Below are 14,794 nucleotides of genomic sequence, written 5' to 3' on the forward strand. Positions count from 1 at the left end.
CCCCGGATAGTAGACACGGAGGATTTAGTCAGGAAGCAGATTTCAGGATAGCAAGACCGCTCTCCTCGAACACCGCAGGGGCGAGAAATTTACACCAGGAATGCCGGCGCACCGTGTTGTAGCGGGTGCACCAGCGGAAGACGTCTCGGCGGCAGAGCAACTGGTTCATGAATGTCTGGGAATCCTGAAGGACTTCCCGCTTCATCGCGGCATTGAAGGACTCCGCCAACGCGTTATCCGCACTGGTCCCGATTGATCCCATCGACTGCCTGATCCCTAATTCTTTGCAGGTGTCCTGGAATGCGTTCGACGTATAAACACTTCCGTGATCCGAGTGAAAGATTGAGCCTTTCAGGCTTCCGCGCTGGCCTTTGGCCATCAACAGTGCGTCCTGGACCAGGCTGGTCCGCATGTGATCGGCGATCGCAAAGCCCACCAACCGGCGGGAATAGCAATCAATGACCGTAGCCAGATACATATTCGACCCATTCGTAATCGGCAGGTAGGTAATGTCCCCGACGTACACCTGGTTCGGCTTCTCAGCAGTGAATTTCCGGCCCACCAGATCAGGAAACACTGGTTTCTTCTGATCCGACACCGTGGTGGTGACCTTGCGCTTTTTGGTGTAGCCAAACAGTTTGAGTTCACGCATGACCCGCGCAACTCGCTTGTGGTTCACGGGGGCATGATCGGCCTGGTCTTTGAGTTCAGCCGTGATCCGTTTGGCTCCATAACAACCCTTTTCGGCGGTGAAGACCGCCTTGACCCGGGCCCCGGGGAGAGCGTCAGATATCAGTCGTTTTCTACAGTCTGAACTGCTGTTTTTCCATTTGTAATAGGAGGACCTGTTGAGTTTCAGAACCTCACATAACCGCTTAACCGAATGGTTTTTCTGGGCGTCATCAACGAACCGGAAGCGGATCACCAGTTCGTCTCTTCCGCGAAATATTTAGCCGCCTTGCGCAGGATGTCACGTTCTTCTCTCAGGCGGGCGACTTCGCGTTCCAGCTTTCGGATCCGCTCGGCTTCGTTCACCGAGGCTGGTGAAGGCGCTTCGTTGGGAGCTGCGGTGCCGTATTTTTTCACCCAGTTCGCCAACGTGGCGCGGTTGACCCCAAGATCAGTGGCGATGGTCTGGATCGAGGTGCCCGGGGAGTTCTCATACAAGGCGACGGCGTCGCGCTTGAACTCCTCTGAATAGGTCTTGATCGGCATGGTGTGAAGATTACCTTTCAGTCCCAGAATGTTGGGATGTTAGGTGTCCACCAAACGGGGGTCAGGTCCATGGAATACAGGTGTCGGTGAGTGCGGAGGAAGTCCACGAGCACTTCAGTTTGCGGTCGAGCTCCGCCTGGGCCAAAAAGCTGAGGTAAGTTTCAGGATCTCGTTAGCTTCTTTGAGCCCGGCATTTTCTTTGCGCAGGGTGATAAGTTCCGCGTCTTTCACGGCGTCGGAATACTCGACGGCGGCGTCCACCTTTTTCTCTTCTGCGCGTACCCAATTGCGGATAGCAGATGTTTTGATGCCGATGACAGCTTCGACAGCGCGTAGTGCGGCTGCCTTGGATGAAGCGCCGTCAGCGAGCTCCTCGAAGTACAGGCGCACCGCCCGCTGGCGGGTCTCCTGGTCGTAGGGGTTAATAGCCATGATGCTCCTCCTGCGTTACATCATGCCCTCTCACCAACCCAGGCCGGTTTAGAGTCCAAAAAGTCGTTAGACATCACAAGTAGGAACTAAAAGGTGCAATTGTCCTCGACTTCCGGGGATCTAGTTTCTAGTAGAAATTCAAGCGGCCGATTGGGGAATAGAACTATTATTCGACTTCCCAATCGGTCGCAATGAATGAGTTTTGCGCCGCCTCCCTTTATTTCACCAAGGAGCCTTGTAACAGCCGATCCTGAATAACATATCGAGGGAATACAGCCAGGAAGCCACAACCCCTGAGATCGAACCTGCAATTCCGGAAGAAGATTCGATCTCAGCTCAATCACTGCTAGTTCTTTTGAGCAGACCGTGTAGCCGCTAGTACCGCAGCACCAGCCAAGAGTAGACCTATGAGGCCAAGGCGATACCAACCGGAACCGCCAGTAAGTGGCAATTCTCCCTTGTAAACGTTAACCACTTCTACCACTGGCTCAAATGGACTTTCGCTTGTTGCCGGTAATACTGATATCTCAATGGGTGCGCCTTCAACTTGAACGACTGCCCTGCCGTTTTCCATCAGGATTCGGAAAGGTATTTCCTTGCCCAACAAAGAATATCCCGTAGGTGACTGCAGCTCGACAAGCACGTACTCTTCATCATATTCCAAGGTGGCAGTGAGATACGCACCATCGATTTCCAAGTCAGTCACGTGCGAGCCATCAGGGCGATTTACAGCAAATCGCACACCTTCAAGTGGAAGTGGATTACCGTCTGGCCCCATTTTGATGATCTTCAGGGTCGGATCCGGGAGACTCGGAGGCGGAACGTCATCGCAAACTTCATCAGTAGATTGGCCTACTGTTACTGCGTTACCAATTCCTCCTCGAGTTTTGCAATCTCCATTCTGGACATCACCGTAGGCTTCATGCCATTGGGCCGGATCAATTGTAAATTTCATTTCAACTTTATAAACATGAACGCCTGAACCAGACCCAGACAGGGTTCTTTGAGCTGAATTTTCATCCAATTTGTAGGAACCGTCAGGCCGAGAAGCCAACACACGTTTTGCACGCTGCTGACCGGCCTCATTAACAAAGATTACAGAAACTTCGTTCATGACCGCTCCAGCAGGCAGGGTTGGCCGATCGATGACTTCAGCATAGTTACCAAAGCCCGAAACAGTTATGTCATACGTCGCGGTGTAAGTACCAGCTCCATCTACTCGGACATTACCGACGGAAGACTTATCAACTTCAACCGCACAATTGGTCGGAACTTCAGCCTGGTTATTGCTTTGAATGGGATCGTTCTCATTGTTCACGATCTCAACGGTGTTTGGTCCGCATTGCGAATTAGCGCCTGATCGTGCAGCTGAAACTACAATTTGCCTGGTCTCACCATTAGCTAACGGACCAAAGACATAGGTGCCTGAAGGACCACCCTTTGTACCAACCGTTTGCATACCACCCACAACATAATCACCTGCGGCCGCCAAATGCACTCTTTGATTTTGGTAGTCGCTCGGCATGTGGTCATAAAGTGTATACCCTGATGACCTACCCGGCCCCTTGTTTGTCACTCGTACACCCCAGTAAATACGGGATGGATCGTATGCATTAGTGCTGCGTAGCGCTTCAATTATATCTGGATGCTGTGCAGGGGTTACCTGAAATTTCACCGCTTCCAAATCTGATGCTTGTGGGGGCACACCTGCGTTACTCGTACCGTCCGTGTTGTAACTGGCAGGAAGTCCACTTTGAGAATTTACTGATGTGAAGGTTGGGTTTGCTGAACCCTGGTTCTCGATCCTGAGTTGCACTCCTAACTGATCCGCAGTTTCACCACCGGTACCGAATCCGAAGTTGCCGTTACCGTAGGCCCAAGCTTTGCCCCATGTCCTTGCTCTAGGAATTTGCTGGCCAGTTGCCGAACGTAAATTGGTCACATTGAAATAGGTTTTTACGTTGGTGACCATATCAATTCGCTCTATAACCACCGTGTTGTCTGGATTCGTGTATCCAGGCACTAGATTATTCCGCATTGGGGCAGGACTGACTATGCCCCACGCGTACCTACTGTTCGTTCCAAGTCCCGCTACGTGGTCTTCCGCATACATGTAGTCGGATGCCCGAACTTGAGCTGTGGGCATGCTTAGTACTCCTACATTCGGAAGCTGCACTTGATACGTCTGCCGAGTTCCTGATGTAGATGCATTTGCCACTCGCAGTACCGAATTCGACGGCTCAAAGACACCTGAATTGATTAATTGATTTTCGCCAACAAAGGCGGAGTTTTCGGTACCTGGACTAACGACGGGTCCAAGATTGTGCACTTCTCCCGTTGCAGGATTGATTTGTAATAGGTGCCCACCCGGATAGCAGGGGTTTGCTGGACTTAGCGTTTGGCTAATGCCGTAAATCCAATGGTCAACATTATTGTATGAAATCGCGTTATACTGCCAACGACTCTGCTCACCAATCCTAACGAACTCATTCGTTCCAAAGACTTGTCGGTGGAGGGAAGTTCGGCCTTGGCCAGCTGCTACAAACACAGTTGTGGACTCGAGTTCAGTTGCAGTAGGAGTTCGAGGTGCTTTACGTGCCACCATATTGGCGGAAGCCTCAAATTCCACTCCTTGCCGTGGATCTGTTGTTGATGCTTCTCCAACCGGCGTTCCGTTTACGATAATATTCCAGGCTGCATAGTTCGTATTAGCCGTGTTGACCGCAAATATTAGGGTTCCACTACGAATTTGTAGCGGTCCTGGACTTGCTGTAATTGTTAATACACGATTGCCACTAGAACGCGTGACGTTCAGCCCATAGGTGTTAGAACGAACCTCTTGACCATTCAGTCGCCCATTTAGATAGACGAATGCATTGGCATTACTAAAAGTATCACCCGGGATGGTCACTTGGACCGATTGAAGAGCAAATGGATCTTGAGGTAAATCGAGGTAAACACGCTTCAGGTTTCCCGAAGGCACTACTTCTCGAAAGCTAACTGCAGTTGGTGCAGCCTCACCACTACCTCCTCTAGGAGTACATACCTGGGCTTGAGCTTGCATAGGCATCTCCATCATTGGTGCCATCTCGAACAAGCTCGTTGGCTCTGATTCTAGAAGTCCAGCACTTTCTTCAGCAGGCAATTCAAGATTTTCGGATAACACAGGACTAGGCCGCTCTTCTGGTACAGGCCGATCAGGAATGTTTTCCGAAGTATCTTCCTCAATATCGAAACCTGATTCATTCCCTGGGTTAGCTTCAGAAGTGCTCTCCTGCGCCTGAACGGGAGAAGACATAAGCACGACGATTAATGCACCGATAAAGACGACTATTGCGAGATTGCGGAGGACATTTACCGTACCGTTTAATGTCCATGGCATCGGAAATACTGACTTCATGATGCATCCTCCGTGATATTTTTATTCTTTCGACCGATCAAAATAATTCCCGCTAAAAGCGCGAGCAGACCCATTGCTACAATCCACAAGACAGAAGCGCCGGTTTCTGCTAATCGGCCAGGAGTCCCGTTTACAGGCCTATCAGGCTCTCGTGGAAGTACTTCAACTTCTCGTGGCATCTCAGTGGTGGGAGCCACCTCATGTGGGGTCCTGGTAGGTGGTGGGACCTCAGTTGAAGGCACAGGATTCGGAAACTCTGTGGGTGGGGAAATTTCACCGTCGCCGTCTGACTTTGCGTTAATCTCAGCCTTGTTTAGCCACTGGCCGTCCTTTCCAACGAGCGGCAAAATCACAATGAACGGCTTAAAAGTCTTGTAACGGTAGCCGGGTGTTTCTGGAGATTTAAATTCCACTAGGTATACGCCAGGCGATAGTTCACCGAAGAACGCTTGTCCTTCAATATCGGTTTTCTTAATAGAGCGTTCTTCCGAAAGCCCTCGAGAGCGAGCTCGTTCTACATCGAGACCTTTTGCGTATCGGTAACCTTCGTCAGTACGAATATCAATGTTTGAGATCTGCGAAATTATTACCTCGTACCCAGCACGGCCTCCAGGTGGAAGCTCTCCCGGCGGCACATCATCGTAGTCATTGTCATGAGGAATCGAGATAGTTAGCTCGTTTAACCGGTCACCGATCGTATTAGTCGATGGTGCCAAAGTCTGGTAACCAGAAACTACAGCGGTATCTGCACTAGCTGCAACTTGCTGAGATCCGAAAGTTAACGCCAGGACTACAAGTAGAGCGCTCACAGCTCCAACGGCTAAACGTCTAATATTCATCTAGATTTGTCTTTCGTTATCCTGAACCGGGGATTCCGGAAACCGCTGGTTATGCTTCCGCGCCATCGACCTCAGCCAACGCACCGTCAGCAAAGCAATCAGTAACGCTGTAATTGCGAGGGCGTACATCCACCAAGTCCAAATCATTCCGCTCGGTGTAAATATGTCGCCTTCCTCGTCCGGGTCCATTTCCACTCGCTCGCCAGTAACTAACAGCCGGTGAGTATTAATGCCGTATGGGGTACAGGTGATTAAAGTCAACTGATCTTTGCCGATCTCAGGGCGCAATGTATCAGTTTCGTGTGGCAGTACCACTCGGATATCGGTAACTTTGTACTTCAGCTTTTCGCCGGCCACAGAGATATAGATGGATTCTCCTTCAACAACATCATCTAAGTTGTCAAAGAGAGTCGCATTCGTGAGTCCCGTGTGCGCCGTGAGAATCGAATGTGTTCCTAGCCCGCCGACTGGCAAGTCGGATCCGTAGAGATGACCCACACCTTTGCCCAATACCTCCTCGCCCGTACCGTGGTACACGGGTAGATCGACTGATGCGCTCGGAACTACAAGACGAGCCATTACGTCATGAGTATCTAGCTCGTCAAGGTAGGCCTGATAGGCAACATTATCTTCTGTAATTCTTGCAAGCCAAGGATCAAGTATCGGACCTTGACTTCGTTCTTCGTTGTAGCGTTGTGCAGAAGCAAAGCGTTCTGCCAAGTCGTCGTGCGACTCCATGTCCAGGTCACTGCTGTATTGTTCAGCAACACGTCTTTGTTCAATGTTATTTAGTTGTGTGACAATCACGGGATACAACAGAACGCCAATCGCAAGTAGCACGAGGATGATCGTGGGTAGCACCTTTGAAATCAAGCTCTTAGGGTTTTTCTCGGCTCCCGGTTTCGCCATGGTTCTGTGTGAGGCCATGATTGTCCAATCAATATGTTTCCAGGTTTATGGAATTGGTGAATAATCGCAGGCTAGACGCACTGCTGAGACGGATCAGATCCAAGCTCAATCGGGCGTCTAGCACCTTTTAGTCCGAGTTAAGCTTCAGATCCATTGCGACGAGCTACCCATGCGGCCAGACCAGCAATGATCACGCCGAGTGCAGCAAGAATACCAATACCCATACCACCTGTCAGAGGCAGCTGAGGCACCTCAGATCGCTGGTTCTCAATGTCAGCGATGTGCAAAGGCGCGCCGCCAGCAGTCCGCTCTTCGCTATCGGAAGCGAGTTGGAAGCGGTGAACTTCTTCGGTAGCTACGTAGCCATTTGGTGCTTCGATCTCAACGAGGCAGTACCAACGATCAATGTCAACAGTGTCGTTTTCAATGTCGGTAACATGGATACCGTCGATCGTTACGGTTCCCTCTGCGTTAGTAGTCCAAGTAGAGTTACCGTTAATAGAGATTGGATCAATGCCGTCGAACTGGTCGGCACTGGTTTCATTGCCTTCGCATCGGAAGAGCTCGAACTGAGCACCTTCCAGTACCGTGCCCGCGGAACCCGCTTCAGTCTTGTTGATCTGAACCTGACCCCAGTACGAAGTGACTTCGTTCGAGTCTTTCTCAGTCTTATTTTCTTGACCTGGGTAGTGAACAATCAGAGTCGCTTCGTTTGTAGCCACACCATCGGTTCCTGCAACTGCAAGCACTTCGCCGCCGATCGTTACATCGACAGTCTTTCCAGCATGGTTTGCAAGGAATGCGCGTCCGGCAGCATTAAACTCAATGGTCACTAGACCATTTTCGCCAACAGTTGCATCGTAGTTGCTTGTATCAATCGGCGTACCGTCGGAGAGCATGACGGAGTCCACAGTCACGTCGTGGAGGTTTTCTGCATCAGTCTGGTCTGTGATCGCAAAGCGAGTTAGTGACTCACCGGACGGGACAGCAGGTACAGTCGCCTTAACCGTGTATGAAATCCGGTCGCCGACGTTCTGCTCAGCATCGTTTACAGTCTTGGTAATCTGCGGAGCTGCATTCTTGGGGTAAACCACTACGTCATAGTTCCAACCGTCACTGGTTGGTGTGGTGTATGGAAGAGCAACAACAAACGAGGTACTTGCAATCTCGCCTGGCTCATAAGTTACATCTCCAACCGTGATCGGCGCAGTAATGGATTCCTCTACAATCCAGATACCCTGTTCCAGATTTGAGTGTCGTGAATCAAAAACGAGCTGACCACTTGCACCAGTCACACCCTGAACAGTAGTTCCGGTGCGGGTAGCATTTTGAAGGTCACTAGCGGTGATGCTGCCCAAATCAGCATTCGCGACACCATCGGTATTCAGCAAAGTAGCGGTGAAAGTGACACCCGGGAGCGGGGTGCCAGAAACGCTCGGATCTACTTCGCCGGTGCCTGCACTACCAATCGCATCTGGGTTCAAAATCTTGTTGATGGTCAGGGTGACTGGCGCTGATTCATCAATGACAGCAGAATTCTGTGCAAAAGCAACAGGGGCAGCTGTAAGCGCAATGCCCCCGCCAGCCGCGAGGGCTAGACCAAAGACTGAGACGAGTGCAGCAGAACGAACCAAAGTCGGATTCTTCATATCAGGTTTCCTTTTCGGAATTCGTTCCAGTTTTCACACTCCAAGAAATCCAGGGCGCTCGCTGCAACGAAAATGAACAAACAATTTTTGATAACAAAAGCCAATTTCTCCCACTGGGCTTTGCCGACCCCGACATTGTTGAACATACCGGAGCCACTTCAAATTCTAGCTGTTTTAAATCTGACCGCAACTGGAATTTTTCCATATATTAGCCTTACGCCTGATTCAAAATTTCGGAACTTGTCACCTATACCTACATATTTTGTTTATACCCGCATATTTGGTTGTCTTACTAATATTTGAAATTTATTTACATCCAATAGACGGGTTCTCGGTTGCAATTTTGCAAGCAAAACAAAGTTAATACCAATGCAAAAGACGCCAGTATTAAACACGGAAAACCACGTACAAACTTAGCGTGCAGCTACTTCACAGCGGGTGCCTAGTTCGAATCCATTCAGCAACGACCAGTCCAGGCAGGAAGAAAAGCAACGCAGAAAGGAATCCACTATCCAAGTGATTGCGTTTTGCAAAAATGCAACACAGCACCGCCTGTTTGCACACATTTAAAAGAAGGCTATTTTTCTATCTTTCCACCCCCGGACCATGCGGCTGAAGCCATGTCTGCACGATGCATACCCTGCCAAACCTCCACCACACGGACAATCTTTTACAGCTAGGAGTGAGCAGTTGTAGAAGAATCTATCCCCGATCGTCTGGGCGCACGCGGCACCCTGACACTAAATAGCCCTACCCCGAAACCCACGGTTTGAAACTTCTATACAATCGGAGGATGATTAAGCACTGATTACATTCATTGATTTTATTGATATAACTCACAGATGTATTATTGCTGCAAATATACAATTTCCTTGTGTTAGGGGTGAGAGTTGAACGCAGAGCTCGTGCGTAAGCGCCGTTCCAGTGACCGTCCGCCGGTCAGCTGTTGAGATAGTCCTCGCTGCTTTGTTTTCATCCATCTCCAGGCCTTTTGTTGGCCTGCCCTTTTGTAGAGGAAATTTTCATGACTACTGCTGCACATACCCGTTTGCCAGAATCAGATGACGTTGAATCCGTTGTTGACGCAGCTGTCCAGCGCGCACGCACTTGGCTATCTGCCACCGAAGGTGAACATGACAAGTCCACCGAACAGCTAGCTGACTTGCTGCGTGATGAAGATGGTGTTGCGTTCACCATGGACTTCGTCGATCGCGTCATGCGCCCGGAAGATGACAAGGTTGCCGCGGATGCGCTCAAGGCCATCACGCAGAAGTTTGACCCATCCTTCCTGGGCCGTATTAATGGCTCCTTGGTGGGCCTGGGTGGCTTTTTCGGTCCTATCCTTCCTAACCTGGTCATGCCGTTGGCACGTTTGCGCATGCGGCAGATAGTTGGCCACTTGGTGCTTGATGCCGAGTCGGACAAGCTGAATAGGACTCTGGCCAAGGCGGCGGAGTCCGGTGAGCAGCTCAACCTGAACCTGCTCGGCGAGGCTGTGCTCGGTGAAGATGAGGCCCGCTCCCGTGCGGAGCGCACCCTGGCGCTAATCCGCAACCCGCTGGTTACTTATGTTTCGGTGAAGGCATCCTCCATGGTGGCGCAGCTGAACCCATGGGATATTGAAGGCTCACTGAAGCGTCTGAAGGAGCGTTTGCTGCCGCTTTATGATGAAGCGGTTAAGCGCTCCCCGAGCGTATTCATCAACCTGGACATGGAGGAATATCATGACCTGCACCTGACCATCCGGCTTTTCAAAGAAATTCTGGCCGACCCAAAGTTCAAGGATCTAGAAGCAGGCATTGTTTTGCAGGCTTATCTGCCAGATACCTTCGAGTGCCTGGTGGATTTGGCGGAATTTGCGCAAGAGCGCGTGGCCCAGGGCGGGGCGCCGATTAAGATTCGCTTCGTGAAAGGCGCGAATCTGTCCATGGAGCATGTCCAAGGCGAGGTACACGGCTGGCAAGTCGCGACGTACTTGAGTAAAGACGAGGTCGATGCCAACTACTACCGCCTGCTGGATTATATTTTGCGCCCGCAGTTCGTGGGAGCCGTGCGCATTGGTGTTGCTACCCATAACCTCTTTACCGCAGGCTTGGCCTATGAGCTGGGTAAAAAGCGCGACGTACTGTCCATGATGGACTCGGAGATGCTACAGGGCATGTCGCCATCGCAGCAGGCTGCGGTACGCGAGATGTTTGGCCGCCAGATTCTCTACACTCCAGTCGTGCACATGGAAGACTTCGATGTCGCGGTGTCTTACCTGGTCCGCCGTTTGGAAGAAAACTCTGCCGAGCAGAACTTCCTTTATGCTTTGTTTGCGCCAGATGTGGCAGATAATGAAGGGCTTACGCCGCTGCAGAAGCAGGAAAAGGTCTTCCGCGAGGCTGTTGCTAATCGTTGGGACGTTTTTGCCGGGCCGCGCCGCACCCAGGACCGTTTAACGGAAGAAGGTGGGCGTCAAGCTGCCAAGACTGGCCGCTTTGTCAATGAGCCAGATACTGACCCAGCCTTGGAAGACAACCGCGCCTGGGCACTGGAGGCATTGGCTAATGATCCAGGCGAGCACGGGATCACCGAGGTCACTGACACTGAGGCTGTAAACCAGGCTGTAGCCAAAGCCCAGGAGTTGGGAGCTCAGTGGGGTGCAAAGCCTGCCGATGAACGCGCCGCGGTCCTAGAGGCCATCGGTGATGAACTTGCGCGCAGCCGCGGCAAGCTAGTCAGCGTTGCTGCTTATGAGGCGAATAAGACCGTCACGCAAACTGACCCGGAAATCTCCGAGGCCATCGACTTTTGCGTCTACTACGCACATTCGGCACGTCAGCTCGATGCCGCGCGTTCTCAGTTCACCCCGCACCAGGTCACCGTGGTGACTCCGCCGTGGAATTTCCCTATCGCTATTCCGACCGGCGGCATGATGGCAGCGTTGGCGGCGGGCTCGGCGGTCATCATCAAGCCGGCACCGCAGGTGGTGCACTGCGCGAAGACCGTCGTCGGTGCCATTCACACTGCACTTGAAGCGCAGGGCTTGGATAAGGACTTAGTCCAGCTGGTTTACACCGATGAAGGTGAGGCCGGCAAGGCCCTGATCTCGCATACGGATGTCGATAATGTGATTCTCACCGGCGCTTCCGATACCGGGCAGCTATTCCGCTCCTGGCGCCCAGAGATGAACCTATCTGCGGAAACTTCCGGCAAGAATGCGCTGATCATTACCCCGGCGGCAGACCCAGACCTGGCGATTGCAGATCTCTATGACTCAGCTTTCGGCCACTCTGGCCAAAAGTGCTCGGCAGCTTCCTTGGTTATCTTCGTCGGCGCTGCCGGCAAGTCAGATCGCCTACGCAATCAGCTTCTCGATGCCGTGCGCACGCTCAAAGTTGGCCCCGGCTTCGAAACCCAGACCACCATGAACGGTCTCGTAGAACCTCCGAGCGAGAAACTGCTGCGCGGTCTAACCCAGCTAGATCCTGGTGAGAAGTGGCTGATTAAGCCGGAAAAGCTCAACGAAGAAGGCACCCTGTGGTCCCCTGGCGTGCGCGATAATGTGCAGCCTGGTTCGTGGTACCACCTCAACGAGTGCTTCGGACCGGTCCTGGGCATCATGCACGCAGAGACTTTGGAAGAAGCCGTCGAGTGGCAAAATTCCACGGGCTTTGGGCTCACGGGAGGCATTCATTCGCTTGACGATGAAGAACTGCGCTACTGGATCGACAATGTCGAAGTCGGCAATGCCTATGTCAACCGCGGAATTACCGGCGCGATTGTGCAGCGTCAATCCTTTGGTGGCTGGAAGAAATCCGTCATGGGACCAGGCGCAAAAGCCGGCGGTCCGAACTACGTGGCACAGTTTGGCTCCTGGGAAGACGGCGACCTGAACCCGGTCGATGTGGATATCGCGCCGCAGATTGTGTCGTGGTTGCGTGAGGTGGAATCGTTAAGCGAAGCTGATACCGCCTGGCTCTGGCGCGCCGCTGAGCTGGATCAATTGGCGTGGCAGACGGAGTTTGGGCGCGAGCATGACCGCACCGGATTGGTGTCTGAGGCGAATATCTTCCGCTACCGCCCGCTGCTGGATGTCTTGCGTATCCGCGTAGGTGCTGGATACCAGTTGCGCGACGTTTTACGCCAGCAACTTGCAGCGCTGATTACGGGAACTGAAATCCGGATTTCTGCGCCTGCCGAGATTGCTGCGGAGCTACCGGTTAATGTCACGGTACAGTCCGCCGCGGAATTTGCTGAGGAGGTCGCGAATGCAGAATCGGCCCGAATTCGCGCACTAGGCGAAGTCGAGCCGGAGGTTTATGAGGCTGCGGTGAAATCTAACTCGGTAGTTCTCGCGCAGCCCGTGCTTGCCGATGGCCGCCGCGAGCTACTGCCTTATCTTCTCGAGCAGGCGGTCACCGTGACCATGCACCGCTTCGGAATTATCCGTTCGGTGGCTGGTATTAAGCGCTAAGCGCTTCGTAGAGTTTGCGCACCTGTGCACGCGGAGAATCTTCTGGATCATCTCCGACTGCGCCGGTGCGTATATCTATGTCTTCAGGCGTGATTTCTTTGGCGCGCAGCGAGATCATTTCTGCGTGGTAGCGCAACACCGTGGCAATGGTTGCGGCAACAGGTACTGCCAAGAAGGCACCGACGATGCCAGCCAGGGCCGAACCCACAGTAACTGAAAGCAGCACGATAGCTGCGTGCAGGCCCATGGCCTTGGACTGCAAGATTGGCTGCAGCACATTGCCTTCGATTTGCTGCACGAGCAGAATCAACGCCAGCACCAGCAGCGCATTGATGAGCCCGTTAGATACCAAGGCGATAACGACTGCCAGGGCACCGGCGGTAACAGCACCGATAATCGGGATAAAGCCTGCGAAGAAAGTCACCACGGCCAGCACAAAGGCCAGCGGCACGCCAAGTGCCCACAGACCCAGACCAATAAAGAGCGCATCCACGAAGGACACTGCTGCCTGCGCCTGGATAAAGCCAGCAAGCGTCTTCCACACGCGGGTTAAGACCTCAGTCGCGTGCCAGCCAATCGAAGCGCCGGAGTATTTACGTACCCACGGCAAGAACTTATCGCCGTCTTTGAGAATAAAGAAGGAAATAATAAACATCACGGCCACCGTGACCAAGACCGACGATGCCGCCGACGCACCGGAGATAACTCCGGACGCAATCGAGGACATTTGGCCTTGGATGAAGGACATTGCGTCATCGATAAGCTGGTCTACTTGCTTAGCATCAATGTTAAACGGCATGTCATTGACCATGCCCATGAGCTGGTTAATGCCCTCTTCTGCCTGATCCCACAGCTGTGAGCCTTGGCGGGAGACAACAGGGCCCATCGCAGTGAAGGTTCCGCCGATAATCAGCAGCAAGCCCAAAAGCGTGGAGATAGAGGCCAGCGCGGCTGGGAATTTCCAACTGCGCAGCTTCGCCGTAACCGGGGCAAGCACAGAAGAAAGTAAAATCGCCAAAATAACTGGCAGCAAACCGACCCACACGAATTTCAGCACAAATCCGGCCAGCGCGAGCGCTGCGACGATGACGATAAAACGCCATGAAAAACTCGTCAGAGCTCGGCCATCTGAGACCATCACGGAAGTCTTATTATCTACCGCAGGAATTTCTGTCGACAGGTCTTGACCGATATTGTCTTGATCTTTAGCAACTATTTCTTGCTCTTGGTTTTCTGTCATTAGTCTTCCAATAATCCAAGTTCACCCAAAGCGGTAAACAGTTGACGCGCGCCTCGTGGCACGGCTTCGGCCCAGCTTTCTTCCGCAAGCTCATCCGCAGAGTCAGAAATCTGCTTGAGCAGGGTCACCGGCACACCGAATAGTCCGGCGGCGGCGGCTACGGCGTAACCTTCCATGTCGCACAGGCTAGAGTCCTGAGCCAGGCGCTTCCGGGTTTGCGAATCGCCCACGAACTGATCGCCGGTGGCAAGACCTGCGGTAGGCAAACGGCCTGAGGTGGGAAGTTCAATGACATCCGGCAGCAAGTACTGCGCAATGCCGGAATGGTCATCGAGGTGGAAATCATGCTTAGTTACGCGGTTGACCTCATAAACTCCCGCGAGGCCATCACGAAGTGCTCCAGCGGTGCCGACGTTGACGACGCGCGCGGGCATAGCTCCTTGGGCCTGCGCACGCGCAAGCACAGTGGCGACTGAAATCGCAGTCGGCACTGTGCCAATTCCCGTAACCAGCAGCGGGACATTCTTCGGCAGGCGCTCAGCCTCACCGTGTACCGCTGCCACGAAAAGGGTACGGCCAGCTAGGCTTTCACCACTAACAAGCTGGCCGACGTTGTATTGATCTACGCTTCGTTCACTCATGAACTCTAGA

9 protein-coding genes are annotated in these 14,794 nt (G+C 52.6%); 1 reads left to right on the forward strand and 8 read right to left on the reverse strand.

All coding sequences use genetic code 11. From position 1 onward, the window contains the following. Positions 1 to 28: 28 nt before the first annotated feature. The 6 genes from CSTAT_RS11740 to CSTAT_RS11770 all read right to left on the reverse strand — a co-directional run bounded on the left by CSTAT_RS11740 (position 29) and on the right by CSTAT_RS11770 (position 8,444). Positions 29 to 1,215 (reverse strand): IS3 family transposase gene (locus tag CSTAT_RS11740; protein WP_156845128.1). Its coding sequence is split into 2 segments (ribosomal slippage): positions 29 to 942 and positions 942 to 1,215, totalling 1,188 coding nucleotides; the frame shifts between segments, so codons are not numbered across the junction. Positions 1,216 to 1,329: 114 nt separating this feature from the next. Further along, positions 1,330 to 1,647 carry a hypothetical protein gene (locus tag CSTAT_RS11750; protein ID WP_244892847.1) on the reverse strand — a complete coding sequence of 106 codons (318 nt, stop codon included), beginning with the start codon at positions 1,645 to 1,647 and terminating at the stop codon, positions 1,330 to 1,332. 346 nt (positions 1,648 to 1,993) lie between these two features. Beyond that, a complete protein-coding gene (locus CSTAT_RS13535) occupies positions 1,994 to 5,047 on the reverse strand; it encodes a DUF6923 family protein (RefSeq protein ID WP_156845129.1) in 3,054 nt (1,017 codons plus the stop codon). Continuing rightward, the gene (locus tag CSTAT_RS11760; protein ID WP_169833265.1) at positions 5,044 to 5,856 is read right to left on the reverse strand and encodes an LPXTG cell wall anchor domain-containing protein; all 813 of its coding nucleotides are present in this window, start codon (positions 5,854 to 5,856) and stop codon (positions 5,044 to 5,046) included. Before CSTAT_RS11760 ends, CSTAT_RS13535 begins: the two co-directional genes overlap by 4 nt. 30 nt (positions 5,857 to 5,886) lie before the next feature. Continuing rightward, positions 5,887 to 6,795: a class C sortase gene (locus tag CSTAT_RS11765; protein ID WP_244892848.1), complete on the reverse strand. Its 909-nt coding sequence runs from the start codon at positions 6,793 to 6,795 to the stop codon at positions 5,887 to 5,889. Positions 6,796 to 6,932: 137 nt separating this feature from the next. Further along, complete coding sequence (locus tag CSTAT_RS11770) at positions 6,933 to 8,444, reverse strand: SpaH/EbpB family LPXTG-anchored major pilin (protein WP_075723598.1); 1,512 nt, start codon at positions 8,442 to 8,444, stop codon at positions 6,933 to 6,935. A 1,024-nt stretch (positions 8,445 to 9,468) separates the two neighbouring features. Between CSTAT_RS11770 and CSTAT_RS11775 the strand changes: the two genes are divergently transcribed. Further along, the gene (locus tag CSTAT_RS11775; protein ID WP_075723599.1) at positions 9,469 to 12,903 is read left to right on the forward strand and encodes a bifunctional proline dehydrogenase/L-glutamate gamma-semialdehyde dehydrogenase; all 3,435 of its coding nucleotides are present in this window, start codon (positions 9,469 to 9,471) and stop codon (positions 12,901 to 12,903) included. Here CSTAT_RS11775 and CSTAT_RS11780 read toward each other — a convergent pair. Both CSTAT_RS11780 and CSTAT_RS11785 read right to left on the reverse strand, forming a co-directional pair. Continuing rightward, the gene (locus CSTAT_RS11780; protein WP_066796637.1) at positions 12,893 to 14,143 is read right to left on the reverse strand and encodes an AI-2E family transporter; all 1,251 of its coding nucleotides are present in this window, start codon (positions 14,141 to 14,143) and stop codon (positions 12,893 to 12,895) included. The genes CSTAT_RS11775 and CSTAT_RS11780 overlap by 11 nt on opposite strands. Next, entirely contained in the window at positions 14,143 to 14,784 is a 642-nt protein-coding gene (locus tag CSTAT_RS11785) for a nucleosidase (RefSeq protein ID WP_075723600.1), read from the reverse strand. Before CSTAT_RS11785 ends, CSTAT_RS11780 begins: the two co-directional genes overlap by 1 nt. Positions 14,785 to 14,794 lie beyond the last annotated feature (10 nt).

Source organism: Corynebacterium stationis, assembly GCF_001941345.1.
Classification (GTDB): Bacteria; Actinomycetota; Actinomycetes; order Mycobacteriales; family Mycobacteriaceae; genus Corynebacterium; species Corynebacterium stationis.

Excerpts from the sequence above, each read along its gene's own strand:
- CSTAT_RS11750 (WP_244892847.1), bottom strand. The coding sequence starts at position 1,647 with ATGGCTATTAACCCCTACGACCAGGAGACCCGCCAGCGGGCGGTGCGC.
- CSTAT_RS13535 (WP_156845129.1), bottom strand. The coding sequence starts at position 5,047 with ATGAAGTCAGTATTTCCGATGCCATGGACATTAAACGGTACGGTAAAT.
- CSTAT_RS11765 (WP_244892848.1), bottom strand. The coding sequence starts at position 6,795 with ATGGCGAAACCGGGAGCCGAGAAAAACCCTAAGAGCTTGATTTCAAAG.
- CSTAT_RS11770 (WP_075723598.1), bottom strand. The coding sequence starts at position 8,444 with ATGAAGAATCCGACTTTGGTTCGTTCTGCTGCACTCGTCTCAGTCTTT.
- CSTAT_RS11775 (WP_075723599.1), top strand. The coding sequence starts at position 9,469 with ATGACTACTGCTGCACATACCCGTTTGCCAGAATCAGATGACGTTGAA.
- CSTAT_RS11780 (WP_066796637.1), bottom strand. The coding sequence starts at position 14,143 with ATGACAGAAAACCAAGAGCAAGAAATAGTTGCTAAAGATCAAGACAAT.
- CSTAT_RS11785 (WP_075723600.1), bottom strand. The coding sequence starts at position 14,784 with ATGAGTGAACGAAGCGTAGATCAATACAACGTCGGCCAGCTTGTTAGT.